Here is a 26,730-nt window from a genome sequence, read left to right on the forward strand (position 1 = left end):
AACTGCAACTGCAACTTCAAAAACAACGGCAACTGTGGCTGCGCCTGCAAGGTCAAAAACAACTACAACGTCAACCGCTTCATTGCTAATTTAGCGAGAAAACACATCACAAAAAAGGCTGCTGTTTTTGACGTTGCCGTTACCGTTGACCTGCCCCGTCAGGGGCAGCGTCTCTGCGGAGCGCTAACCGCGTTATCTATTTGATGACCGAATAAAACATATCTACATACAACGGTCACACAGCCGTCTTCAAGTTCAAAAGCATCATCATTGAATCCGCACCTTATAAGTCACCTGACCAGATTTTCCAGGAGCGAGCTCACCGCTGAACTCCCACCTCAGCGCACCCTGAGTCGATGCTATCGGTGTGCAACGTAATCCGGCGGGCATCACACCGCATTCAACCATCCCTTGCAAGCGCGTGTAAGCAGCAACGTTATCGATGATCTCGTGCATGGTCAGATGTTGTTCTGAACGATTGCTAAAGATGATGGTGTAGGTCAGATCCTCGCCCGACACTGCGGTGTCCTTATCGACCTTTTTTTCAAATCGCAGTGCGCCTTGCTCTGGCATGACCGTAAAACTGTCTGTTTGTACGATTTTAATTAGCTCGGTTAATCCTTGTGCGGTGGCCTCAATGTGATTCACGATAGTTTCTCCGCTCGCGTTGGCCGTGATGACCAGCGGTATGTCAACGGTCAATGATTGTCCCGCACAGAGCTTGCCACCAGCAGCCAGCAAATTTTTACGACCGAACTCACCCCATCCCGAGTTGAGAGTGCACCCCACGGTGGGGGTACTCACGCCCAGCACAAGAGACGTATTGGGTTGCCTTTGCAACTGGGGTGGCAACGCGTAACTCAGATGACTGTTGGTCGCACAGACAGAATCTTCACCCACCTCCAGCGTCAAGCGATAGACCAGCGTTTCATTGGCAAACCATGCGTGACGCGGTGTTTGCAACTGCTTTACGCTCAGGGTTAATTTCGGTATCGGTGAAATCACCGCGACTTCTGTTGCCGTGCTGATGTTGCCGGCCCGGTCGCTGGCAGTTACCGAAAATGTCACTCCGCTACTCGTGGGAAAAACACCCGCTGCAAAGGTATGCGAAAAATTCACCGCGCCACCGACGCCGGTACCACTGGCATCAACGGTGTGCTGACCACCTCCACCGGCCTGCCAGCGCAATACAATCGCCTTTTTTCCATCGCCCTGTGCACCCAGCCCCGATGCATCATCGCTGACTGTGCCGCTGACCGTGAGACTGCCATCGGCATGCCATTTTGCAGTTGCCAGTGCAATCTCTGGCGCCTTGCCGTCGTATTGCAAAAACTCTCCGTCGCCGTCCCGCGCACCATTCGCAGTGGAGTACGTTTCGATGCCGTTGATATCGACAGCCCACAAAACAATGTTGACGTCTGCTGACCAAAGATTATGTTTATATTCAACGTCATTAAAGCTATAAACGTTATTCGGCGTGCGGCAAGTTTCCTTGCTGTTACAAAGATCATGCCAATGACCATAGCCGCCTGAAGTTTTTTTACTTTGCCCTATGGTTATTCTGACCATTTCAGCGGCTGCCTTCGCCTCGCCGCTGATTTTAATTTTGCCGCCGTTGTGCCAACGATTTGACCGCGGAGTTATGCTCACTACGGGTTTGCTTACGCTAACGATATGTTGATGCTTGTCGTCGTAGCTGAGCACATTGCCTGCGCGATCGGTGGCTTTCACCTGTAGCGTGAGCGGTTGATCATTTTGTGTCATTGCCGGAATCTCTATTTGGGCCGTATAACGGTTTCCGGTGCCTTCTTCCATGACCGCATCACTCGACCAATTGCCAGCGCCTATTTTCCAGCGCAATTTAACTGTCGCTGGATCGACGCCGCTGAGCGCATCGCTGACGTCCACTTTGACCGCAAATGGTTTGCCCGGACTGGCGTGGCCGACCATCGGGTCTGTCCCTGTGGCCCACACAATGCTTGGTGGCGTTGTATCAATTTTAAAGTCACGGCTCGCCCATCCAGACTGCTGAGCATCGCGCTCAACACGGAATTCGACGGTGTAAATCTTGCCGTTTTCCCAGCTCTTACTGGCCGCAATCGGGATGTCCTTCACCATTTGATCAGCACCAACTGGCACAGAGTGACTCTCCGTGGCTGTCCAATTGTCCTCGCCGCTCACTTTGGTCCGTACTTCGACCTTATTGACGCCTTCGATACTCCGACCATTAAAGGTTAGGGGCGCGCTGGCAGATGGCTTTTGCCAACTGCCGGCAGTCGGACTGATCCAGCTCGGCGTAGCCGGGATTTCGCGTGGGACTTTAAACAAGCGTACAACCGACCATTCAGATGGCCGATCATCGCGCTCAACACGGAATCGGACTTCGTAATCGCTCCCGTTTTTCCAGGTCTTGCTGGCCTCAATCGGGACGTTCGTCACCCTGCTATTGGCAACAACTGTGACGGGATACATTTGCGAGGCGGACCAACTTTCACCTGGCGCTCGGACCTGTATCTCGACCTTATTGACACCAGCGACGGTCTGTCCGCTGAACGTTAAGGCCGTGCTGGCAGATGACTTTTGCCAGCTGCCATGATCCGGACTGAGCCAGGTCGGCGTTTCGGGCTTGTCGCGTGGGACTTTAAACAAGCGGACATCGGACCATTCAGATGGGCGACGATCGCGCTCAACACGGAATCGGACCTCGTAATTGCTCCCACTTTTCCAGGTCTTGCTGGCTTCAATCGGGACGTTTGTCACTCGGCTATTGGCAATAGCTGTGACGGAATGCATCTGCGAGGCGGACCAACTTTCACCTGGCGCTCTGACCTGTATCTCGACCTTATTGACGCCAGCGACGGTCTGTGCGCTGAACATTAAGGCAGTGCTCGCAGTTGGCTCTTGCCAGCTGCCATGCGCCGGACTGAGCCAGGTCGGTGTATCGGGTTTATCGCGTCCTACGTTGAGCGTATATCTGTCGGACCAGGCCGATTGTTTACCATCACGTTCAACACGGAATTCGATTTCGTAAGCTTTACCATTTTCCCAGGTCTTGCTGGCTGCAATCTCGAGGTCATTAAATCTGTCGTTATCGTCAACTGTCACATCGTGCGTGACATCACTCGCCCAACTCTCACCAAGGAGACTTGTCCGTACCTGAACCTTATTAACGCCGGTGACAGTTTGTCCGCTGATGGTTAAGGGATTGGCGGAAGATGGTTGTAGCCAACTACCATTACCCGGGCTGATCCAGGTGGGCTTAACGGGCGTGTCGTGTGGGACATAAAACACATAATCAACTGACCAGGGCGCAAGTAGCGTATCCCGTGAAGCAGTTATTTGAACGATGTACTTTTTGCCTTTTTCCCATGCATCAGTTCTTCTGACGGCAATATTATTGAAAATACCGTTATCCCCAACTGTTACCGGGTACGAATCAGATCGTAGCCAGTTGGCATCGCCAACAGCTTTTGTCCGTGTGAAGATCTGAGTAACACCGGGGTCAGTCAGTCCACCGATGATTAAAGGATTGGTAGCAGAGGCTTCCCAAATGCGATCGGCTGGAGTGGTCAACGTCGGTGTACCCGGCCTGCCGTAGTATGGGACGTTAAACTTCCGTGTCTCCGACCACTCAGACCGTAGACCATTGCTCACTTCGAATCGCACTTCGTAATCTTTTCCTTGATCCCATGATTTGCTTGCCTCGACATGGACGTCATTGAAAATACCGTTAGTGCCAACTATCACAGTGTGCTCCTCCGAGGCTGACCAACTGCCGTCAATCACCGCCTTTGTCTGTACGTTGACCTTGGTTACCCCCGGGATTGTCTGGCCGCTAATTGCTAAGGGATTGGTGCTGGTTGGTTTTTGTGGCGTGTTGTTCCCAGGACTGATCCAGGTTGGTTTGCCCGGCTTTTCCTGTGGTACTTCAAACTCATATTCATCTGAAGGGACAGAGTTCAGAAGGTCCCGGGTAGCAGTTAGTTGAATGGTGTATTTTTTACCTTTTTCCCATGTCTTGCTTTCCTCAATTTCAATATCTTCGAAAATACCGTCAGCGCCAACCGATACTGTCTGGTACGCATAGTCTGACCATCTGCCGTCACTTTTTATACGTACATTGAGTCTATTAAAGTCGGCGTCGCTCTGCCCGCTAATGATTAAGGGATTGTCGCTGGATGCTTTCCAGGTGCGCTCCGTAGGCTTGGTCAACGTCGGCTTACCCGGCGCACCGCGTGGGACATTAAATTTCCGTACATCCGAAAATACAGAATATCCGGCACTGTTTCTGACATCGAACCGTACCTCGTAACTTTTGCCAGCTTCCCATTTCGTGCTGGCTCTAACCGGGACGCCACTAAAAGTATTATCTGCGCCAACGGTCACATTTTCAGACACCTCTGCCCAAGTGTCGGTGCCGTTAAAAGTCCTTGTCGATACGCTGGCCAGATAAACCCCCTGGATGGTTCGTCCGCTGATTTTTAAAGGATTGGTGTCAGATGGCTGATACGACGTGTTATGCCCGGGACTGATCCAGGTTGGTTTAGGCGGCTTTGGGGCTGGCACGCTAAAATGGCGCACATCCGACCACGCTGACCAGTCGCTGGTCCCTCGTTTAGAGTCGAATGCCACTTCATAAGATTTACCTGCTTCCCATTGTTTGCTGTTCTCAACAGCCAAGTTGTTAAAAACACCGTTAGAAGTAGAAACTGAGCGAGCCTGCTCGTATTCCCATGAGCCGCTATTGTCGGCTGTGGCTAGACGTGACCGTACGCTGACGGTATCAACGCCGTAGGAGACTTTTCCGCTGATTTTTAAGGAAGGGCCAGATGGGTCATATGTACCAGCGGCCGGGCTGACCCAAGTCGGTCTATCCGGCGTAGCTGGTTTGTCGGGTGGCAATGTGACCTGTGTGGATCCAATAGTAAGCCATTGACTCCCCTTGTAGGCATAGGCTTTAAGGTTGCTTACCCCACCCGGTAAATTAGTAAGAATAAAATCGTATTCACTTAACGTGCCATTGGTAGTGAAGTTGGTTACCGTCTTAAAGTGGCTACCGTTTCGATAGATACGAAGCTCATCGGCGCCGCCTTGAACATGACCTTTAGTGCGTGCACGACCATTCTCAGCCCAAGCCTGGAAATTCCCGCCGAGTACACGTACTTTTTCTTCTTTGACTATTTTTCCATGAAGGTCGTTGTAAAAGACATGAAGTTGAAGTGTATGCTCGCCCGGCGTCAGGTTATTTATGATGACTGAGTCGCTTGAAATGGTTTTATTAAGCGCCTCATTATGTTCGTTCCGTACGTCGTAGCTAGTTGCGCCATTGCCTTTCGTGACACCTTTAAGCGTCACTCTTCCCTTTATTTCTGTATCGACTTCAGCGGAGGAGAAGTTGCCACTGAGTGGCCTTATTTTCATTGGTTTGTTGAGGTGCGAGTTACCCCAAAATGCATTTTCCCAGATCTGGACGTTGACCACTACATCGGGAATGTGGTGTGTGTACTTACCAGTTATTCCGCTGTTCGCACAAGTGGACTTGTCATCTGAGTAGGCCGAGTGACTACTACTATGATCAAAATATATAGCGCACCATTCATTTGATTTGGCATTTGCGTAGGCTCTTACAGATACCTCTTCCCCCACATTCGCTTCATCCGGAAAACCTCCCATCCATCCAACATCAGCCAACGATTGCGGCGCACAACACAGCAACAGCACGCTGACTACTGTGCCGGTTATCTTTTTTCTTATAGCAACCCACGTGAGCGTACGCGCAACGCTTGTAAGTGCAGCACAGCAGCGCACCATCAACATCACAAAAAGGAATAATTGGTTCTGTATCATTGTGTTATCCAAAAAATGCCACGTTATGGCTAAAAATTTGTTTTTATCGTGTGTGTTCCCGGCGCACAGATACGCGCTCTGTAGTCCCAGCCAGAGACCGAATGCTCCTGCAATTGACTGGTGATCACTCCCCCATTCGCGGACGTGTTTGTTCGGATATCGGCTTGAGAACGTGAGCGTCGGTTTGGTTGGCACTGGTATGGGAAGAGGAAAAATGGATCTGATACTGCATCTGCACGCCGTCACACATGTTGCCTTCGCGCACGGTCGGTTGATATGGGGTTTTACCTAAAAATGTCTTATTGTCATAGGGAGAGCCGGCAAGATGACGCGTGTTGAACGTGCCACAAACGAACGACAAAGAGGAGAGAGGGCGGAACTTACGTGGTTTGCACGATCAAGATAAGTGGGGCGGGCTCTACTGAGGTTGCAGGCGCAGCCACAGTTGAAGTCGCTTTTGAAGTTACAGGCGCAGCCACAGTTGAAGTTGTTCTTGAAGTTGCAGGCGCAGCCACAGTTGAAGTTGCTTTTGAAGTGGTCGTTGAAGTGGCAGTTGAAGTGGCAGTTGACCTACCCCGTCATGTGATGCTGCCAAATTTTCAGCCGCCAGACGGATCAGGCTGAGGACATGTTTGCTGTGGTCTAATTTTTCCGGACACCTCAATGGGTGGATAATCCATCAACTGAGGAAATATAAATGTCAAAGCAACATAAGAATTACGACAGCAGCCTGAAGCTGGAAGTCGTGCGGATGATCAAAGAACAAGGCCTGAGTATTCAACATGTCAGCGCCAGTATGAACATAGGCACCACAGCAATTCGTCGTTGGGTAACGCAGTACGGCGCTGAGCAGAACGGCAAGCCGGGGATAGGATTACCGCTGACCTCCGAGCAGCAACGGATACGACAATTAGAAAACGATAATCGCCAACTTCGCCAGGATGTTGATATCTTAAAAAAAGCATCGGCCTTCTTTGCCCGGGAAATGAAATGAGCTATCAACTCATTCGTCAACTGCAAGAGAAGGCCTTCCCGGTAAAACACTGCTGCCGCGTCCTGAGCGTGAGTCGTTCTGGCTATTACGAGGCACAGCATCGTGCTGCTAAACCGGTTTTGTGTAAAACAAGCGTTCACCTGAAGGCTGCTTTTATGGCCAGCCATCAAAGCTATGGCAGTCGTCGGTTGGTCACCGCAATGAGGAATCAAGGCTTTGTGATCGGTCGCTACAAGATACGTAGCCTGATGCGCCGAGCCAGCTTAAAACCCGTTTGGAAACGTAAGTTTATCCACACAACAGACAGCAAACATAACTTGCCAGTAGCCGCTAATATCCTCAACCGGCAGTTCAATCCTGCTGCACCAGACTTGGCGTATGTCACTGATATTACCTACATCCGTACTGGTGCCGGGTGGCTGTATCTGGCCATCGTCCTGGATTTGTTCGCACGCAAAATAGTCGGTTGGGCGATGGCTCCGAGCATGCCAGCAGAACTGGTTTGTGCTGCTCTGAACATGGCGATTGCGCAACGACAACCAGCCTCCGGGCTAATTGTCCATTCCGATCGCGGCAGCCAATATGCCAGCCAGCTCTACCAGGGCCTTCTCGATGAACATGGCTTTGTTTGCAGTATGAGCCGCCGTGCAAACTGCTGGGACAATGCCGTTGCTGAACGCTTCTTCCTCAATCTCAAGATGGAACGCGTCTGGCAACGCCAATATGCCAACCACGCGGAGGCTAGCAAAGACATTACTGCTTACATTGTCGGGTTCTATAACACCGAGCGATTCAATTCAGTATTGGGAAATCTGTCGCCCGTCGCCTACGAGCGAAAAATGGCAGAAAAAAAACCTATTGTTGTGTCCGAAATTACTTGACCACCACAGTTTGAGCCGAAGGGGAGTTGGTCCTCAGACCCGGCTGGCGGCTGAAAATTTGGGGACCGCGAAGCGGCAGCAGCACCTGCGGTCGCCTTCTTTTTGGTCACTTTTTCTTGGCGAAGCAAGAAAAAGTGACCGGCTGTCGGGCCGCCCCCGACAAGCAACAACGGAGCACTAACAGCCCCAATTACCGACAATCGAAATCAACCTAAGCCGCTTTCTTCTGCGTCTGCCCATGCATATGAATAAAGTCCCGCAGACGCGGATAGATTTCATTACTCCAGCGCCGCCCGCTAAAGACCCCATAGTGCCCAACCCCGGTTTGTACATGATGCAATTTCATGTAAGGCCGTAAGCCAGTACATAAATCTTGCGCCGCCAAGGTCTGACCGACTGCACAAATGTCGTCCTTCTCGCCTTCTACCGTAAACAGAGCAGTGCTCCGAATAGCCGCCAGATCAATCGTGCGACCCAATACTTTGAGCTTGCCAAGCGGCAAATCATGCTCCTGAAAAACGCTCTTCACAGTTTCCAGATAAAACTCAGCTGGCATATCGCACATGGCGAAATACTCTTCGTAAAAATTGGTCGTCACAGCCGCCTTTTTAAGGTCGCCGTCGGTCAGATGATTGTAAAGATTGCGAAACGCATCTACATGCCGCGGCAGATTCATCTGCATGAAGGCCGACAGTTGTAAAAAGCCCGGATAGACCTGACGACCGCCACCTTCAAAGCGTGCCGGAACAGCGCTCACCAGATTCTTTTCAAACCATGCAATCGGTTTGCTTTGTGCCAGCGCATTAACGCCAGTAGGATTGATGCGCGTATCAATCGGCCCGGCCATCAGCGTCAACGTGCTCGGTTGCGCAGGGTTAGCGTCTGTCGCCATGAGCGCAACAGCAGCGAGGGCTGGTACGGTCGGTTGGCAAACGGCCACCATATGCGCGCCGGGGCCGAGGATTTCCTGAAAGCGGATAACGTGCGCAACATACTCATCGAACCCGAAACGACCATTGTCGAGCGAGACATCGCGGGCGTTATGCCAGTCGGTGATATAGACGTCATGGTCTTGCATGAGCGTACGCACGGTATCGCGCAACAGTGTCGCAAAATGCCCCGACATTGGCGCCACTACCAGTACGCGCGGCTGCGACCCTGCATTGATTTTATGAAAACGCACCAAAGTGCAGAACGGTGTCTGGTCAGCGATCTCTTCACGCACCTCAAGAGTGCGTCCATTGTCCTCAACACTATCAATCGCAAACGGCGGACGCTTGTGGGTGACCTGTGTGTGCGAGAACACTTCCAGGGCGGCCATCATCTTGCGCATGAGTAAGCTTTGCGGAAATCCCGGCCAGGTAAAGCCCATGAACGGCGCAGTTGCACGAGCCAATGCACGCAGCGGATCGGTAAAGTCGGCATAGCTTTGATAGGTTTGGTAAAGCTTATTCATGGTTCTACCTTGTAATTGGGGTCTCGGCATGTATGGTGAAATACAGGACTTACGCAAATGCGGCCAGCGATGTTGTGCTCTCTTTACTGTGCAACTGATGACTGTTTTTGTTGTTCGTATTATTGCTATATGGCAAGCATTTTACTGTGAATATTTTGCATAATCATGCCAATGCAATATGCATGCCAAATAATTGGGGGCAGATAGCCTGTAGTGCAAGTCTGGCACGACCTTTGCAATGATTGCTGAGAGTACTGCATTTAGGCCTCTAAAGTCAGCCCGAGATGAAAACTATTTATACCAATATTTCCGCATACCAACACAATCATTCAAAGAGAGCGATCGTCATGCCTAAAACTACCCCTGCCACGTCTGAGACCGTTGCAACAACGCTCAGCATTACCAGCAAAAATTACGCATCATGGTCGCTACGCGGCTGGTTGATGACCAAGTTTGCAGGCCTGTCGTTTGAGGAAAAGGTTATCTCGCCCGATGACCCTGACGTGCGTGCCGAAATGTTGCTGCTGTCGTCCTCGATCCGGGTGCCGCGTCTCGATCACGGCAAGGTCGCGGTGTGGGACACGCTGGCAATCGGCGAATATCTCAACGAAATCTGTCCTCAGGTCGGATTATTGCCCCACGATGTGATTGCCCGTGCGCATTGCCGCTCGATCTGTGGCGAAATGCACTCCGGCTTTAGCGCCTTGCGCTCCTCGCTGCCGATGAATCTGAAAGCACATTTTCCCAACTTCAAAGTCTGGTCACGCGCCGAAGCCGATATCGATCGCATCACCGCAATCTGGACCGAATGTCTGAGGACCTATGGCGGTCCTTTTTTGTTTGGCGAACGCAGCATGGCCGACGCCATGTTCGCCCCTGTCGTGACCCGCTTTTTAACCTACGACGTCAAGCTAGACCCGCTCTGCAGCGCCTATTGCGCACGCATTATGGCTATGCCGGAACTGCAAGAATGGATAGCAGCCGCGAAGGAGGAGCCGGACGACATCGAAGAGCTGGACATGGAATTCTGACGTTTTGGGTGAGTGCACGGGATGGCAGACTCCACCGTCTATCTTGTAATTGGTGGAACTAGGGTGTTTTGATATTTGAATTTAAAAATTCCGTTCGTACTGAGTAGCCCTTTAGGGCGTATCGAAGTAGTTGCATGCGTTGGCGCATCTTCGATACAGCACTGCGTGCTTACTCAGTCCGAACGGGGTTTATGGTCTTTGCAAATGTATGCGTCAACACGATTTTATTAGTTCCACTAATTACAAGGCTGACCGCTAAAATGGCAGCCATGCCATCCTCCTCTTTCTTCCCCCTCCAAAGCCCTTTTCACCAAGACGATCTAGACGTAGGCCACGGCCATCGCCTCTGGTACGCCCAATATGGCAACCCCGATGGCATCCCGCTACTGTGGCTGCATGGCGGCCCGGGTAGTGCCAGCAGCGTGCGGCATCAAATGTTTGCCGATCCGGCACGCTATCGGCTGGTGCTGTGCGATCAGCGCGGCTGCGGCCTGAGTACACCGAGCGGCTCCACTGAATACAACGATACCGGGCGTCTGATCGAGGATATTGAAGGCCTGCGCCGGCACCTCGGCCTCGGTAAGATTCTGTTAGGCGGCGGCTCGTGGGGTGCTTGTCTGGCGTTGGCATTTGCGCAACGCCATCCCTTGTCTTTGCAAGGCTTAGTATTGCGTGCGCCTTTTCTTGCCGGGCGCGGCGATATTGATCGTTTTTTCCAGCCCGATCCTGCCTCGGCCAGTGCTGCGTGGCACGCCTTTGCCAGCCATGCACCGGCATCTGAAAGAGCGCATTTTCTGCGCTATCTTGCCGATACATTAGCCGCCGATAGTCCACACACAGCAGCGCTGGCGCAAGCGTGGCATCTGTATGAGCAAAGGCTGGAGCAGCCGGATATCGGAGTCGCCATTCCTGCGACGGACATCGAGAAACTGGTCGCCCGCTACCGGATTCAGGCGCATTACCTGCGCCACAATTGTTTTCTCAATAGCGCTGATTTGCTTCAGGCTGCAGCCGATGTAAGCGGTTTTCCGGTCGCCCTATTGCACGGCGCACATGATCTGATATGCAACCCTGAAAATGCGATCAGCCTGCACGCGCGGATCGCAGTAAGCTGTTTAAGCATCCTGCCCGGGGCAGGCCATGATCCATTTCATCCGACAATGGCGAAGGCATTGCTGGATGCGCTCAATTGCTTCGCCGAAGATGGCGATTTTGCGCGATGTGGATGATTACAGCCGAGCCAATAATTCCGTTTTCTTGCTGGCAAACTCGTCATCGCTGAGCAGTCCCCGACCACGTAAATCAGCCAGTTTTTCGATCATCACGAAGATGTCCGACTCTGCCCGGGCAGGATTGCCGGATTGCTGCGCAACTACGGGAGCGACGAGCGGTGCTTCATTAGCAGATACCTGAGTCTGCGGATTATCAACCGGCGCAAACCCATTCGTATTGCCGCTGGCCTTTGTTTGCGCCACGCCATCAATCGACACCACCGGCAAACTGCCCACGTCAATCAAGCCGTACTGACTGTTAAAACTGAGCGAGCCGCCATACGATTGTTGCTGCGAAAAACCGCCGATCTGATGGTCCAGCGTGTCGTACACCGTCACCTTGCCATGCACCTCAATGACCAGACGACGCGCCTGCGCAAAGTAGGCATAGCGCACATCGTTTTGTACCCCAGTACTATTGGGCCAGCGCAAATCAGCAGGCCACCAGTCGGCAGACGTGCCCGGTGCTGGCGGGACAAATAAGCTCGCTGAGTGATCTGGCGGCGCATTACCGCCCTGAAACTGTGCGCCACTATTGTTGTGTTGCTGCTGGATAGTATTTTGCGACCCGCCCTGACTTTGCGACTGAAAACTCCCGCTGCGCAGTAAATCAGGCTGATTCGCCACCAACCGCGCCAGTTCAGAGCACAGGCTATCGACACGGTTTTTAAGATAGTTGTTAAACATATCCGACACCATCGTCATCCCGCCCTGCATCCACTGGCCCGAGCCGCTGAATTCCTGATGATTAAATTGCGCCATGCTGCCGTTGCCGTTGATGACCGACGTCAGCATGCTCAAGACCGCGTCCACGCTAAATCCGTGGCGTCTGGCGATCTCTTCGATGACCTGTTGTCCAGCTGGAGAGAGTTGTTGCATGGTGGTTTTCCTATCGGTGGGATGTCTACAGAGGGGTTGCTATCGCGGTGGATGTGCCAGATTGTCGGCGGGCTGGGGGAGGGCAGAAATATCTTGTATTGCAAGGTTTTACATTATTGCCAATATCTTATTGCGCTGCATCATAAGTCGTCAACAGTGGTGAAGTTTTTGTATCAATTTTGCTAAAGAACAGGGCAAAAAATCAATAAATGTGCGCTGAGGAAATACTTTTTTCAAGATGTGTCTGGTAAGTTTGGATTTTGAATGTTGAAAAATAGTAGAGGTATTTCCCTATTGAAATAAAAAATGGCATCGCTAAGATACAGAATATTCTGTACCGCGTGCGGTTGGAATATGCGGCTCAACTGTCCATGCGCATGACTAATCAGTCGGTACATGTGTGCAGTGGGTTATTGCTTAATTAATCAACATAAAGGTGGTTAACATGATCAAGCAAGAAATGGAAATTATTGATGACAGTGCCTTGGATATTATTTCTGGAGGGGACGGGCTGATAGACGATAGTTTGATTCAAATTGGTTTTATCGCCAAAGGTGTCGAAAGCCTTGCAGGAGATCTTTTCACCATAGTGTAAGTTTAAATGCTAGCGACTCTAGTCGCATGACTCGGTATGCGATGAACGCTGACTTTACACAATACGTCTGATCCGTCCCGATCAGGCGTATTTTAAATCCCGTATTAAATCGATATCGTCAATCCACATCACCCACCGCTGGCCGCCAAAACAAAACCAACATGGCCCTATTCCGTGAGCAAGCCCGCGCAGCGCAACAGACCAAATGGCTGGGTGATATCGTTCTGATCCGCCCACTTTCTTTTTCTCTCCTGACATCAATTGCGGTGCTGCTAGCGCTGATAGTGTGCGCCTTTCTGCGCTTTGCCACGTACACCAAACACAGTACCGTTGGCGGTCAATTGGTGCCCGACACCGGGCTGGTCAAAGTTTATGTCCCGCAAACCGGCATCGTGATCGAAAAACATGTCAACGAGGGCCAGCAAGTCAACGTCGGCGATGTGTTGTTTGTGCTCTCAAGCGAGCGCCAGAGCAGCACGCAGGGCGCGACGCAGGCCGCTATCAGTGCGCAGGTAGCCCAGCGTCAGGCCAGCTTGCGCGATGACATCCGGCAGGCCGGGTTGCTGCATGCCGATGAGCGCAGCGGTTTGCAGAATAAGCTCGCCGGGCTGCAAAGCGAGCGCGACAAATTGACGAGCCAGATTGCCGGCCAGCGTGATCGCGTCACGCTGGCGCAACAGACTTTGCAGCGCTATTTGGGCCTGATGCAGCAGGACTACATCTCGGCTGAGCAATTACAGCAAAAACAAGAAGAGTTACTCGATCAACAGAATCGCCAACAAGCTCTGGAGCGTGATCGAATTGGTGTGGCGCGCGAGTTGTCGGCGCAGCAAACCGAGCTGCGCGAATTGGCTTTTAAACAGCAGAGTCAACTAGCCCAGAGCGAGCGTGCCTTGAGTAGCGCTGACGAAGAGCTGAGCGAAAGCGAGGCCAGGCGCCGTCTGGTGATTACGGCGCCGCAAGCGGGAATTGCGACGGCGGTGATGGCCGAGGTCGGGCAGTCGGTCGATAGCAATCATGCCTTGGTCAGCATAGTGCCTGGCGGCGCGGTCTTGCGCGCTGAGCTGTATGCGCCGAGTCGGGCGGTCGGGTTTGTGCAGCCGGGCGACACGGTGCTGATTCGTTATCAGGCCTATCCCTATCAACAATTCCGGCATCAAAAAGGGACGGTTGAATCCGTATCCAAAACGGCGTTGCCGGGTAATGAATTGGGCGGGTCGGCGGCAGGAAATAATGGCACGGCCAACAGCAGCGAGCCGCTGTACCGGATCAGTGTGGCACTGAACGCACAAACTATTCCGGTCTATGGACGTGCGCAGGCGCTGCAAGCAGGGATGCTGCTGGAGGCCGATATTCAACAAGAAAAATTGCATTTGTATGAATGGGTATTGGAGCCGTTATATAGCTTGGGTGGCAAGCTGTGATGGATCAATGTCTGGTGCAAGCACCCTAAACCCGTTCGGACTGAGTAGGCACGCAGTGCCGTATCGAAGATGCACCAACGTATGTAACTACTTCGATACGCCCTGTCGGGCTACTCAGTACGAACGGTTTTTTCGTATGCAAATGTCAAAACGGACTACTGAGTGAAGATAAATAATGCTTGACCGACTCTCTTTTGGCCTCAGTGCAAAACTGCCGCTCATCCTGCAAACCGAGGCGACCGAATGCGGGCTGGCCTGCATCGGCATGGTGGCCGGGTTTCATGGTTATCGCACCGACTTAAGCACGCTACGGCGACGTTTTCCGATCTCGCTTAAGGGTGCCACGATGCGCGATTTGATGCGTATCGCCAGCCAGTTAGGGCTGGGAACACGGCCCTTAAAGCTCGATCTCGACAGTTTGAGTGCGCTGAAATTGCCCTGCATTTTGCATTGGAATTTCAACCATTTTGTGGTGCTGCAAGCGGTCGGCGCACGCTCGATTACCATCTGTGATCCGGCGCTTGGCGTGCGCCAGCACAGCTACGATGTGGTCGGGTCTTCTTTTACCGGGGTGGCGTTGGAGTTATGGCCTGATCCGGGCTTTAAACCAGTAGAAGAAAAGCAAACCGTGCGCTTGCGTAGTTTGCTGGGGCGCGTGACGGGTTTGTATCGCTCCTTCGGCCAGATTTTATTGCTCTCGCTGGCGTTGGAAGTGTTTACGCTGGTGAGTCCGTTTTTTCTGCAATGGGTCATCGACAATGTACTAGTCTCAGCCGACCGCGATCTGTTGACCACGTTAGCGCTCGGCTTTGGCCTGTTGATGCTGATGCAGCAAGGTGTCGGCATCGTGCGCAGTTGGGTGCTGATGTATATGGGCACGACGCTCAGCGTGCAATGGCAGGCCAACGTATTTACGCATCTGTTGCGCTTGCCGGTGGCGTATTTTCAGAAGCGCCATTTGGGTGACGTGGTGTCGCGCTTTGCGTCCATCGGCACCATACAGCGCACGCTGACCACCTCGTTCATGGAGGCCATTCTTGACGGCTTGATGACGGTCGTCACCTTGATACTGATGTTTATCTACAGCCCGATGCTGGCGTGGGTGGCGATTGGCGCGATGCTGTTATACGGGCTGGGTCGCTGGGTCTGGTTTGCGCCCTTGCGGCGGGCCACCGAAGAACAAATTATCCATGCCGCCAAGCAGCAAACCCATTTTTTGGAAACCATCCGTGGCGTTAAAACGATCAAGCTATTTCAGCGTCAGGATGAACGCCGCAGCAGTTGGCTGAGTTTGTTGGTGGACCAAATCAATGCCGATCTGCGCACCCAACAACTGAGTTTGTTATACAAGTCCCTCAATGGCATTTTGTTCGGTCTTGAAAATATTCTGATCATCTGGCTGGGCGCAAAACTGGTCATGGATGGCAATTTTACGGTCGGCGTATTGATGGCGTTTAATGCCTATAAAGGGCAGTTCGATACCCGTGTGAGTTCGCTCATCGATAAATTTGTGGAAGTCAACATGCTGCAACTGCAAGGCGAGCGGCTGGCCGATATTGTCATGCATGCGCCGGAAGAAACTCATGGACGCAATGATGATGTGCATGCCGATGCGTTGCCAGCAAGTCTGGAAGTGCGCAATTTACATTTTCGCTATAGCGCGTCGGAGGCCAATATTCTGGATGGTGTTTCCTTCAAGATTGCACCCGGCGAATCGGTCGCCATCGTTGGCCCCTCGGGCGGCGGCAAAACCACCTTGATCAATGTCTTGCTAGGCGTGTTGACGCCGACCGAAGGTGAGGTCTTGATCGGCGAACACAGCATCGAGCATGTGGGGCTGGATCGCTTGCGGAAAATGGTCGGCACGGTGTTGCAGGATGATGTCTTGTTTGCGGGATCGATTGCCGACAATATTAGTTTTTTCGATCCCTCGGCTGATCACGCGTGGATTACCGAATGCGCCAGTCTGGCCGCCATTCATGCCGATGTCAGCGCCATGACGATGGGTTACAACACACTGGTGGGTGATATGGGCACGGTGCTCTCGGGCGGACAAAAGCAGCGGGTATTACTGGCGCGGGCGTTGTATAAGCGTCCGCAGATTTTGTTTCTCGATGAGGCCACCAGCCATCTCGATATCGCGCGTGAATCACTGGTCAATACGGCTATCCAATCGTTACAGATGACCCGCGTGATCGTCGCCCACAGGCCGCAGACAATTGCGTCGGCGGATCGCGTGATTGTGTTGGAGGGTGGAAAAATTGTTGCTGCCGTCGTTGAAGAAGAAACTGCGGCATGAACTATTTGCTGACAGGAATCGCTTTGATCCTGGCCCTGTTAAGCGGCATGCAGCCTGCATGTGCAGACAACGGTGTGCATGACTTTTTGAACGATCCATTCAATACCGCCAGCGCCATGTCTGCCAATCCGGCTGGCAATAGTATTTGCCAACTCAGTGCCGCGCTGACAGCACCGCTGAGTTTGCTCGATGCGGTAGAAAGGGCGCTGTGCCGCAACCCGCAAACACGGCTGAGCTGGGCCAATATCAAAGCGCAGGCGGCAGCGGTTGGGGTGGCGCAAGCTGCTTATTTACCAAACTTAAGCGCTGGCGGCAGTCTGGCGCGGGTGATGAAACAGACCGATATTCCGGGTTTTCCGCAGTTTGATAGTTACCTCAACACCCGTAGCAGCGACAAGAATATTAATCTGAGTTGGGTCCTGTATGACTTCGGCCTGCGCGCCGCCAATCTGGAGAGCGCGCGTCAGTTACTCAATGCCGCCAATGCGACGCAAGACGATGCATTGCAAACGGTATTTCTCCATACCGTGCAGGCTTTTTATGCCGCGCAGGCAGCGCAGGCCTTGCTTGTTGCGATGGTCGATGCAGAGCAGGCGGCGCAACATAGTTTTACGGTGGCGCAGGCAAAGCATGTAGCCGGTGCGGGGGCGCTAGCCGATCAGTTGCAAGCGCAGACGGCCTATGCACAGGCGACGCTCAAGCGCGTGCAAGCCGATGGCGATCTGCACAGCGCACTTGGCGCGCTGGCGATTCTGATGGGATTGCAGCCCAATACACCGTTGCCATTGGCCGCGCTGGCAGAGACGGCGACCGATACCGATGCGCCCTTATTTCAGCAAGCAATCGAGTCCTTGATTGCCGAGGCGATACAGACCCATCCCAAGATTCTGGCTGCCAAAGCGCAGTTGAAAGCGGCGCAGGCGAAGATTGTTGCAGCCCGTGCAGAAGGGCGGCCCACGCTGGCGCTGGTCGGCAATACCGACCGCAGCGACACGCCGATTAGTCAGGTTTCTTCCAGGCAAACTGTCAGCAGCCGCAGCATCGGGATACAAATTAATATCCCCTTAACGGATGGCTTGAGCACCAGCTATAAAGTGCGCAGCGCCGAAGCGCAGGCCGAAAGTCGGGAGGCCGATCTGGCCGATATTGAACAGAAAGTTACGCTAGAAGTCTGGAACAGCGATCAGGCCTTGCGCACGGAAACGGAGAATATGACGGCCATCAAGGTCTTGGTGCAGAGTGCCAGAGAGTCCTTCGATGTGGCGCAAGGAAGATACAAAGCCGGGGTCGGCAATATCCTCGAATTGTTGAAAGCGCAAACCGATTTATCGAGCGCCGAGCAGCAGCGCATTATCACCCTGACGCACTGGCAGACAGCACGGCTGCGGCTGGCGGCCAGTCTGGCGCGCTTGCGGGTGGAGGCGCTGTAGGGTTTTTTGGGCTGAAATTGATCAAACGACGTGAGGGCAATAATTAGCGGTTGACCTGCGTTTTGAGTGGCGTTATTGTGTCATCCGTTCCTCTCATAGGAATACAGGTTTGAAAGCCTGATGGAAGTGTCCCGGACCGTGCAATGCGGTCTGGGATTTACGTTCGTCCTTTATGGGCGACGGTGACGGTGAAGCCCTCGTGGCTTGCTGGCTTTGATACTTCCCCAGTCTTTCAACTCCGTCATTTGTCGCCCACCCCCGTTCTTCAAACGGGAAGTTCAACCGAGCTAAAGGAACGCACGATGTCTGATAAAAACACGGATAAAACCGCCGATACCAAAGCTGGTACTCAAACCGATACCAACGCAGCCGACTCAAAACAATCTCCTCACCAATCGTTTAGCTGGATCAATGCCGAGGCCAAGCATTTCCCTCTTGCCGATTTTGCCGCCATCACCTCCGATGTTTGCCACGGCATTCACGCCTGTCTGGACCTCGTCGGATCAAACGCACACCACTCTCCGGGCGACCCGGCGAGAGCCAACTCTGATGCCAGGTTGCCGCCGATCAGCGCGGGGCAAGTTGAAGCCTTGCACGGTCTTATGATGGGGGCGTCGTTGATGTTGCGAGATTATGCGGAGCGAGAGATCGCGTGGATTAATGCGCATGGCCCGGGATATATGCAGGCGATGAAAGGGGCTGTGAGTGGGCGACCTGAATAAGTCGTTTTGGAGGTAATTGAAACAGTTGTTTGTCTTGAAGACTTGCCGGAAGTGATTGCAAGCGCATTGTAGTGCGCTCTATGGCGGGCTAGAAAAAAGATTTGAGTACCAGTGCTGCTAGGCCTGCGACGATGATGCCAAGCATCCATTTGACTAGTGTTAATTCATTCTTAATTGGTGCGAGTTCTATTTTCAGATCTTTTCTCGTGATGGTGTCTGCATTTTCTGACGCGCTGGTAATGGCTTCGGAAATAGCTTCTGCCTGTGCTTCCGGTAGTCCGGCGGCTTCAAGTTTTTTAATGAATTGATGTGTGTCAAATGTAACGGTTGTCATCGCGGCTCTCTCCTGTTGGTGGAGATTATATTTGACGTGATTATGAGGCACTGAAAATCGTATGGACAACACGCTTTAAGGGACTTTAAACCCATCATTAAGCGTCTTCAAAAAGACGATCACGTCTGTAATGTCGCTTTCTGTCAGTGCCGGATCGTCACCCTGTTTGCGGTCAAATGGGGCTTCCATATTGACGTTGTCATGATATTGCGTTGGCAGATCATCGAACTTCCGAATCACGCCATTCTTGCCGCGTGGGTACCATTTTTGCGGTTGCGTATCGCGCTGTGCATAGAAGCGTAAAACCTGTTCCAGACTATCGAATCCGCCATTGTGAAAAAACACTTTACGCGTGGCAACGTTGCGCAGGGACGGGGTTTTGAACAGGCCGCAATAGTCTGTTTTGTCGCGCAGATCGGTGCGGTCGGGGCCGCACAGGCCCATGTCGAAAAAGGCCGGATCGCGGTTGGCGGGAATGGTTTTGTTGCGCGGCACGCCGATGGCGATCAAGCCGTAATCAGTAAATTGCGGAAAAGCGCCATTCGGGCTGATCTCGCTGATGTGGCAGGCGGCGCAATTGCCTTTGGCCGGATCGTTGAAGAGGGCCAGACCGCGCAACTCCTGTTTGCTCAGCGCGATTTGATGGCGTAAAAAGGCGTCGTATTTGCTGTCGTAAGGATAAAAGTCTGCCGGGCTTTCCTGAAAAACTTCCAGGGCCATCAGCGCCGACTTGAATGCATTCTCTTGATTGTTAAAAATATCCGCGCCGAAGGTTTGCCGAAACTGGGCTGCGTAGGGGGATTTTTTGAGCTTGGCGACGACCTCGGCTGGCGTGGCGTTGGCCATTTCGTTGATCGCTAGCAACGGGATCCGCGCCTGATCGTGCGCCGACGATGCGCGCCCATCCCAATTGTGGCCACCGGTCGGACCGGCATCGATGCTGTCGTCGCCATCGTTTTCATGGAAATGTTCGGTAAATGCCGGGACGGTTTGCAGATAACGCAGGGAGGGGACGGCGCGGGTGCCTAAGGTTTTCATTTTTTTGCCGCCTAATTGCACCGCCAGATTATTCGGCGGGCCGAACGCGTGCGCCGGGCTGTGGCAACTAGCGCAAGATATGTTGCCGGAGCCGGATAGGGATGGATCGAAAAACATGCTGCGACCTAGCGCGGTCATGGCGGCTGAGGACGGTTGTTTGCTGGGCGTGGGGGCGTAGGCTGCGCCGCGCCAGGCGGGTGTTGGTGCGTTGTCGGTGGACTCGGTGATTGCTGCTGTGGCGCTGTGCATGCCGAGTAGGACGATGCCGTGCAGTAATTGGGTCGCCAGCGATTTGAATAAGGATGTTGTGGCGTTTTTTTGCATGGTGGTCAGCAAGCTAGCATGTGTGTATGACTGAGCGATGACGTATTACGCTCGGAGTATTGCGTTGGATGAGGGGATTTTATGCGCATATTGTTGCCCCGGGACTATGCTGTTTCATACGGTTGACATATTCTGGGCATAGCATCGCAATTTTGCCGTTTTGGCGGCGTTTTGGAGAATTTATGAATAATAAAAATGCGTTTCAGAAACGCAAGCTGTTACCGCTGATGGCGGCAATATCGTTGGCATTGACTGCTTGTAGCGGTTTGCCTCCGGTCAACAATGCCAGGGCGCTAAGCAACATCGATAACATCAACAACGTCGTCGTGATCTTTGCCGAAAACCGTGGCTTCGATAATTTATACGGTTTGTATCCCGGTGCCGATGGCATACCGGGCGTCAATCCGACTTCACGCTCGGCCTATGTTGCGCAAAAAGATTTCGATGGCAATGTTTTGCCGGTCTTGCCGCCGACCTGGGGTGGGATGACGTCGGCTGGGCAAAGTCATGTGATTACGCAATCGCAGTCAGCCGGTTTGCCTAACCAGCCGTTTGAGATTGATGCCGCGAATAGTCCGGTGCATATGGATCAGGCCGAAGTAACGCGTGATCTGGTGCATCGTTTTTACAATAATCAGATGCAAATCGATGGCGGCAAAAACGATCATTTTGCGGCGTATTCCGACGCTGGGGCCCTCAGCATGGGCTATTACGATGGCAGCAAAATGCAGCTATGGAAAATCGCCAGCCAATATACCTTGGCCGATCGTTTTTTCATGGGCGCATTTGGCGGGTCTTTCCTCAATCATCAATATCTGATTTGCGCTTGCGCACCGACGTATCCGAATGCAGATGCGGCGACCTCACCCGCCAAGGGCAGTATTTCGGCCATTGATGTCGATGCCAATGGGAAGCTAATACGGCTCACGCCCGGGACCGGTAACCCGGCCTCAGTGTTGAGCGGCGCGCCGGTGTATCTGCGTGACAGCACGCTCACGCCCAAGGATGCGTCGGGGATGTTTTATGCGGTCAATACTATGCAGCCGCTGTATCAGCCGAGCGGGAATGCGGTCGGTGCGAATGCGGCGTATGCCGACGCAGGCAAAGCGACGACTTTGCCTGCGCAAACGCAGACCACTATCGGCGACGCGTTGTCTGCCAAGGGCGTCGATTGGGCCTGGTATTCGGGGGGCTGGAACGCGGCGTTGGCCGATGCGTCGAACGCGCCTCGTAAGGTGATCTATGCGGGTAAAACGCAGTTTCAGACGCATCATCAGCCGTTTAATTATTACGGACGTTTCGATCCGGCGACGTCGGCTGGCGCTGCGCAACGGGCCGCGCATCTGAAGGATTTTGATGCGTCGTTTTTGCAGGATGCGGCGGCGGGAACATTACCACCGGTGGCGTTTTATAAGCCGCAAGGTAATCTGAATCAGCATGCGGGGTATGCCAGCGTGGCTGATGGGGATGCGCATATTGCGGATGTAATTGCTCGGTTGCAAGCTAGTCCGCAGTGGAAGCACATGCTTATTGTGGTGACCTATGATGAAAATGGCGGGTTTTGGGATCATGTTGCGCCACCTGAGGGTGACCGTTGGGGGCCGGGGACACGGTTGCCTGCGATATTGATCTCGCCGTATGTGCGGAAGGGGTTTGTGGATCATACGCAGTACGATACCGGGTCGATTTTGCGGTTTATTACGCGGCGCTTTGGGTTGGTGGAGTTGGAGGGGCTGGTTGAACGCGATAAGGGGTTGGTGGCGCATGGGGAATGGGGATGGGGGATTTGAGTGGGGCGTTGATGTTGGTGCCGCAGGAGTAGGGTGTGGTTGTTTTGGTCGTTGGTTGTTGAAACGGTAGCTACTCCGTGGAGGCTTGCCTGTGGTAGACCGGCGGCTAGTCCCTTTGAGCCTGTAAAAGAATGTGTGTAACTGCCCATCCTTGATGCCTTGGCGGGTAAAGCCATTGATGGGCAATTTTTATGGATCACGATAAATTTCATCCCCCCACTCCTGATTTCCCGATAATCAATCTTGGCATAACCAAGAATGTTTACTCTGTACGTCATTGCCGGTTTTCCTGCTCCGTCTCAGCAAAAAACACATCGGCATTGTGCCGATGTGTTGTATTTGGCAGGAGAACTTTGAGGTGTTATTGCCATAAGGAAATAACTTTGCGTTTTGCCAGCCACTAAACACCTGACGTTTTGTAATTTAGCGTGAACAATTCTGATGGATTGTTTAGAATCCGGCTTACGAATTCATTCAATCGCTTCAGATAACATCAGTTGGGACCATGACGGTCTGGCTGTCATCGGTAAAATGCCTAAAAAAACAATGCAATTGAATCGGTCTCTGACGCAACGAGCACGCGCACGGCGCAAGACTGTGATGGGTATTGCGGTCTCGATTTTGCTGCATATTGGCCTGTTTGCGCTGTTGTGGTCTCAGATTGATGAAGTGCGTCCGCCTGTGACGGCACCTGCGAACAAAGATCCGGCACCGTTGGTAGTGACTTTTTTAAAGCCGCCGCCGACCCCTTCTACGGCGATTTCTGTGCCACCACCGAAGTCTACCCAGCCGCCTAAGCCGGTGGTGCGTCCTCCTAAAGCCGCAAAACCGCCACCGCCTAAAGTTGTCGTGCGCCGTCCGGCAAAGCCGATGGCTACGATACCCATTTCACCTGCGCCGTCACCATTGCAGGCAACTGCGCCGGAGATCAAGCCTGCACCGCCAGAGATGGATATGAGCAGCATGCTCAATGCTGCGCGTGAACGCAGGCGGGCTGAGGCGGAAGCCGAGGGGCGTCCCGATCCTGATCCGGGTGCAGTGCAAGCCAATAAAGGCCCGGCTGACAATGCGATTGCCAAGGCGAATATCCAGTTTCTGAATCAACAAAGCGAGGGCGGCGGCGGGGTATTTCAGATCATGAATAAAGGGCCGCGGATTGCGCAGTATGCGTTTCGCGGCTGGGGCGGGACGGCGCGGGAAAATCGACGGCAGTTAATTACGGTCGATGCGGGCGTTGATGGCGACGTCAATGCTGCCATCATCAAGAGCATGATTGCGCTCATCCGGAAGCGCTATCCGGGTAATTTTTCGTGGGATTCGCAACGTCTGGGACGGGTGGTTGAGCTCTCTGCACGCGAAACGGATGGCGCGGCGTTGCAGGCGTTTTTGATGCGTGAGTTTTTTGGCGGATCTTGATGGGAGCTACTTCAGGCTCCTGGTCACGTCATTTAATCAAACGTAATACCTGACGAAAAGCTGGATGTTCGCTGTGGCCTGTCCATTCGTAGGCCACCATCTCCACGGTAACCAATTCTGCGCCTGCTTGTTGCAGGCGCGTCAATGCTGTCTCGCGGTCGCTTTGGTGGCGTGAACCGACAGCGTCAACCACAATTCTGACTACGTAATCAAGTGCCAGCAATCCGAGTGCGGTTTGCAACACGCAGATATGCGCTTCGCAACCAGCGATGATGAGTTCTCGCCTGTTCTTTGGCAGCGCATCGGGCAAGCCGTCGGTACAGGCATTGAAATGCACTTTGCTGATGGTTTTCTCGCACAATTGCTGGATGGCCGCTTCTGTACCGCCTAATTTGACGGGACTTTGCTCGGTGCCGATGATCGGTACGCTGAATAATTTGGCGATGTGGCCTAGCCGTACTGCTTGTGCGGTGACCTGATAGCCCTGAGATATCGCGGGCATTAAGCGGGATTGAAAATCGATGAGCAGCAGGGTGGATTGTTCGGCATCGATGCGCATGGCGGGCTCCTGTTTTGGCTGTGTCTGTCTTGGGCAGTATGCGCCGATAGCTCGCCATCAACTCACAGGAACTAAAAAATCGCACTTGTTGATGTTGCTGTCAGATTGTCAGCATTGCCAGTAGAATAAAAAACACCACTTGATCGAATCGCCGACGTTTGGTTGTGCGGCGTATTCAATTCATCTTCTTGTCATTTTCCCTGTTTCACTTTCTACGGAGAAGCGATGTTTCCAACTGAAAAATTCACTGATCCGCAAGCCGCCGTTGAGCGGGTGTGCGCAATCTACGACCACAACACCGCGTTATTGCGCGAGGCTTTTAAGCGGTTTTCGAGCGGTGAGGTTTTGCCCGGACGCGTGCGCGCTTGTTATCCGTTTGTGCGTATTACGACTGAAATCAATACTCGGGCCGATACCCGTCAATCATTCGGTTTTGTGGCCGGTCCCGGGGTCTATCAGGCCACGCTGACGCGTCCGTCCTTATTTAGCAATTATCTGGTCAGTCAATTCAAATTGTTACGCGACAATCACGACGTGCCGCTGGAAATTGGCGTCAGTGAGTTGCCGATTCCGGTGCATTTTGCGTTTTCTGAAGGGATCCATGTTGAGGGCAATCTGGACCCGGAACATCTGCGCCATCTGCCGGATATTTTTGACTTGCCTGATCTGGCGGCGATGGATGACCGGATCGCTAACGGGACCTATCAGGAGCAGCCGGGCGAACCGCATCCGCTGGCCTTGTTCACCGCGCCGCGTATCGATTATTCGCTGCATCGTTTGAAGCATTACACGGCAACGTCGCCGGACCGTTTTCAGCGGTACGTGTTGTTTACTAACTATGCGTTTTATGTGGATGAATTTATCCGCATGGGACGCGAGTTGATGCAGGCCACCAGCGACCCTGAGGAGCGTACATATCGCCAGCAATACACCGCGTTTGTCGAGCCGGGCGATCTGACAACGTGGAATGCGAATCTGGATGACTTGCCGACAGACCGGGCGATCACCGGTATCGCGCCTGCACGTCAACCGCAAATGCCGGCTTACCATTTGCAGCGCGCCGATGGTACTGGCATTACGTTGGTGAATATTGGAGTCGGTCCGTCTAACGCGAAAACGATTACTGATCACGTCGCTGTTTTGCGTCCGCATGGCTGGATTATGTTGGGGCATTGCGCGGGTTTGGCGGCGTCGCAGCGGATGGGCGATTACGTGCTGGCGCATGCGTATGTGCGTGACGATCATGTACTGGATGATGATTTGCCGTTGTGGGTGCCGATCCCGGCGTTAGCTGAAGTGCAGTTGGCGTTGCAGGATGCGGTGGCGCATATCACGCAGTTGGAAGGCTATGAGCTTAAGCGCATTATGCGCACCGGCACTGTGGCCTCGGTCGATGATAGAAACTGGGAGTTGCGCGACCATCGCGTGCCGTTGTTGCGCTTTAATCAGAGCCGCACTATCGCGCTCGATATGGAAAGTGCGACGGTGGCGGCGAATGGTTTCCGATTCCGGGTGCCGTATGGGACGTTGTTATGTGTGTCCGATAAACCGTTGCACGGCGAAATAAAATTGCCGGGAATGGCGAATCGGTTTTATGAACAGCGTGTGAATCAGCATCTTAAAATCGGGATCAGGGCGTTGGAATTGTTGCGTCATCAAGGCGTTGAGCAAATCCATAGTCGTAAGTTGCGTAGTTTTAGTGAGCCGGCATTTCGATAAATGATTCTTCTATTTGAAAAAGGAGCGCTGATGCAATATCGGCATTTTAAAGGCGGTATTTACGACCTGATTTGTGAGGCCACGCTGGAGTCTGATCCGACGGTGACGATGATGGTGTATCGCGCTGCTAATGGCACGATCTGGACGCGGCCTCGCCATGTTTTTTTTGAAAAAATCGAACACGACGGAAAAATAACGCAGCGTTTTGTAGCGATGGATGGCGGGAAATAATGCACGTCAATATCCTGACAAATTATCTTGTCAGGATATTGATTAACAGGCATTTTTACTTGCCAAAATGCGGTATAAATTTTCTATTTCTCTATGTGTTAACAAGCTGTCAGCGTTGTTGGTCGGTAAATTATAATTCGCCCATTTTCATATTTTTGCAGCAGTTATCGGACACAGTGCCGTAGTGGCAAAGTAGACTAGCGCCCGGTTGGTCTGGTCACAAATATGTTCTGCAATTGGAATAATGATAGGCTTGCAACATGCTTAAAGTGCATTGAGTATGCCTATGATATTGGCGATCAAATCACGCGTTCAACAGAGTATCAACAGAGCACAAGTAGCCATGCCCCAAGAAAAACCTCACAACTCACTACACGGAATCACGCTTGAAAACATCTTGATTGCACTAGTCGATCACTACGGCTGGGAGCGATTACTTCGCGCTTGTCGATTATCGAACAGATGCAAGAGGGTACTGACGTATTACTAG

General features: G+C 52.7%; 20 protein-coding genes and 1 pseudogene. 15 read left to right on the forward strand and 6 right to left on the reverse strand.

Going from position 1 to position 26,730, the window contains the following annotated elements; genetic code table 11:
• On the forward strand, positions 1 to 204 hold a 204-nt coding region (locus ACVBEF_RS13630; protein ID WP_447124489.1), incomplete at its 5' end, for a hypothetical protein.
• Between the two features lie 63 nt (positions 205 to 267).
• Here the strand turns inward: ACVBEF_RS13630 and ACVBEF_RS13635 are convergent.
• Positions 268 to 5,847: an Ig-like domain repeat protein gene (locus ACVBEF_RS13635; protein WP_447124490.1), complete on the reverse strand. Its 5,580-nt coding sequence runs from the start codon at positions 5,845 to 5,847 to the stop codon at positions 268 to 270.
• Between the two features lie 384 nt (positions 5,848 to 6,231).
• On the opposite strand from ACVBEF_RS13635, the gene ACVBEF_RS13640 reads away from it, so the two are divergent.
• On the forward strand, positions 6,232 to 6,471 hold the full coding sequence (locus ACVBEF_RS13640; RefSeq protein ID WP_447124491.1) for a hypothetical protein: 240 nt from the start codon (positions 6,232 to 6,234) through the stop codon (positions 6,469 to 6,471).
• Positions 6,472 to 6,544: 73 nt separating this feature from the next.
• A protein-coding gene (locus ACVBEF_RS13645; protein WP_447122149.1) for an IS3 family transposase occupies positions 6,545 to 7,722 on the forward strand; the annotation gives its coding sequence in 2 pieces (ribosomal slippage) (positions 6,545 to 6,812 and positions 6,812 to 7,722; 1,179 coding nt in all).
• Between the two features lie 211 nt (positions 7,723 to 7,933).
• Here ACVBEF_RS13645 and ACVBEF_RS13650 read toward each other — a convergent pair.
• Entirely contained in the window at positions 7,934 to 9,178 is a 1,245-nt protein-coding gene (locus tag ACVBEF_RS13650; protein WP_447124492.1) for a polyhydroxyalkanoate depolymerase, read from the reverse strand.
• A gap of 347 nt (positions 9,179 to 9,525) precedes the next feature.
• Between ACVBEF_RS13650 and ACVBEF_RS13655 the strand changes: the two genes are divergently transcribed.
• Together ACVBEF_RS13655 and ACVBEF_RS13660 are read left to right on the forward strand one after the other, a co-directional pair.
• Positions 9,526 to 10,209, forward strand: a complete 684-nt coding sequence (locus tag ACVBEF_RS13655) for a glutathione S-transferase family protein (RefSeq protein ID WP_447124493.1) — start codon at positions 9,526 to 9,528, stop codon at positions 10,207 to 10,209.
• A gap of 269 nt (positions 10,210 to 10,478) precedes the next feature.
• Positions 10,479 to 11,438: an alpha/beta fold hydrolase gene (locus ACVBEF_RS13660; RefSeq protein WP_447124494.1), complete on the forward strand. Its 960-nt coding sequence runs from the start codon at positions 10,479 to 10,481 to the stop codon at positions 11,436 to 11,438.
• On the opposite strand, the gene ACVBEF_RS13665 is transcribed toward ACVBEF_RS13660, so the two are convergent.
• Positions 11,439 to 12,359: an SHOCT domain-containing protein gene (locus ACVBEF_RS13665; protein WP_447124495.1), complete on the reverse strand. Its 921-nt coding sequence runs from the start codon at positions 12,357 to 12,359 to the stop codon at positions 11,439 to 11,441. It abuts the gene before it with no gap.
• Positions 12,360 to 12,804: 445 nt separating this feature from the next.
• On the opposite strand from ACVBEF_RS13665, the gene ACVBEF_RS13670 reads away from it, so the two are divergent.
• The 5 genes from ACVBEF_RS13670 to ACVBEF_RS13690 all read left to right on the forward strand — a co-directional run bounded on the left by ACVBEF_RS13670 (position 12,805) and on the right by ACVBEF_RS13690 (position 18,829).
• On the forward strand, positions 12,805 to 12,954 hold the full coding sequence (locus ACVBEF_RS13670; RefSeq protein WP_447124496.1) for a hypothetical protein: 150 nt from the start codon (positions 12,805 to 12,807) through the stop codon (positions 12,952 to 12,954).
• 161 nt (positions 12,955 to 13,115) lie between these two features.
• On the forward strand, positions 13,116 to 14,378 hold the full coding sequence (locus tag ACVBEF_RS13675) for an HlyD family secretion protein (protein ID WP_447124497.1): 1,263 nt from the start codon (positions 13,116 to 13,118) through the stop codon (positions 14,376 to 14,378).
• 175 nt (positions 14,379 to 14,553) lie between these two features.
• Positions 14,554 to 16,677, forward strand: a complete 2,124-nt coding sequence (locus ACVBEF_RS13680) for a peptidase domain-containing ABC transporter (RefSeq protein WP_447124498.1) — start codon at positions 14,554 to 14,556, stop codon at positions 16,675 to 16,677.
• Positions 16,674 to 18,107 (forward strand): TolC family protein, encoded by a 1,434-nt coding sequence (locus tag ACVBEF_RS13685; RefSeq protein WP_447124499.1) that lies wholly within the window; start codon positions 16,674 to 16,676, stop codon positions 18,105 to 18,107. The genes ACVBEF_RS13680 and ACVBEF_RS13685 overlap by 4 nt, the downstream gene beginning before the upstream one ends.
• A 302-nt stretch (positions 18,108 to 18,409) precedes the next feature.
• On the forward strand, positions 18,410 to 18,829 hold the full coding sequence (locus ACVBEF_RS13690) for a hypothetical protein (protein WP_447124500.1): 420 nt from the start codon (positions 18,410 to 18,412) through the stop codon (positions 18,827 to 18,829).
• A gap of 88 nt (positions 18,830 to 18,917) precedes the next feature.
• Here ACVBEF_RS13690 and ACVBEF_RS13695 read toward each other — a convergent pair whose 3' ends face one another.
• Together ACVBEF_RS13695 and ACVBEF_RS13700 are read right to left on the reverse strand one after the other, a co-directional pair.
• Positions 18,918 to 19,163: a DUF1640 domain-containing protein gene (locus ACVBEF_RS13695; protein ID WP_447124501.1), complete on the reverse strand. Its 246-nt coding sequence runs from the start codon at positions 19,161 to 19,163 to the stop codon at positions 18,918 to 18,920.
• 75 nt (positions 19,164 to 19,238) lie between these two features.
• Positions 19,239 to 20,525, reverse strand: a complete 1,287-nt coding sequence (locus ACVBEF_RS13700; RefSeq protein WP_447124502.1) for a cytochrome-c peroxidase — start codon at positions 20,523 to 20,525, stop codon at positions 19,239 to 19,241.
• Positions 20,526 to 20,707: 182 nt separating this feature from the next.
• On the opposite strand from ACVBEF_RS13700, the pseudogene acpA reads away from it, so the two are divergent.
• Positions 20,708 to 22,347: pseudogene (gene acpA / locus ACVBEF_RS13705) on the forward strand (acid phosphatase).
• A 499-nt stretch (positions 22,348 to 22,846) separates the two neighbouring features.
• Positions 22,847 to 23,731 carry a hypothetical protein gene (locus ACVBEF_RS13710; RefSeq protein WP_447124503.1) on the forward strand — a complete coding sequence of 295 codons (885 nt, stop codon included), beginning with the start codon at positions 22,847 to 22,849 and terminating at the stop codon, positions 23,729 to 23,731.
• Between the two features lie 28 nt (positions 23,732 to 23,759).
• Here the strand turns inward: ACVBEF_RS13710 and ACVBEF_RS13715 are convergent, their stop codons facing one another.
• The gene (locus ACVBEF_RS13715; RefSeq protein ID WP_447124504.1) at positions 23,760 to 24,290 is read right to left on the reverse strand and encodes an isochorismatase family protein; all 531 of its coding nucleotides are present in this window, start codon (positions 24,288 to 24,290) and stop codon (positions 23,760 to 23,762) included.
• A gap of 225 nt (positions 24,291 to 24,515) precedes the next feature.
• On the opposite strand from ACVBEF_RS13715, the gene ACVBEF_RS13720 reads away from it, so the two are divergent.
• From ACVBEF_RS13720 to ACVBEF_RS13730, 3 genes are all read left to right on the forward strand, one after another.
• Positions 24,516 to 26,009, forward strand: a complete 1,494-nt coding sequence (locus tag ACVBEF_RS13720; RefSeq protein WP_447124505.1) for an AMP nucleosidase — start codon at positions 24,516 to 24,518, stop codon at positions 26,007 to 26,009.
• A 30-nt stretch (positions 26,010 to 26,039) separates the two neighbouring features.
• Positions 26,040 to 26,240: a DUF1653 domain-containing protein gene (locus ACVBEF_RS13725; RefSeq protein ID WP_447124506.1), complete on the forward strand. Its 201-nt coding sequence runs from the start codon at positions 26,040 to 26,042 to the stop codon at positions 26,238 to 26,240.
• A gap of 343 nt (positions 26,241 to 26,583) precedes the next feature.
• Positions 26,584 to 26,730: a VF530 family DNA-binding protein gene (locus ACVBEF_RS13730; RefSeq protein ID WP_447124507.1), complete on the forward strand. Its 147-nt coding sequence runs from the start codon at positions 26,584 to 26,586 to the stop codon at positions 26,728 to 26,730.

This window comes from Glaciimonas sp. GG7 (genome assembly GCF_052976905.1).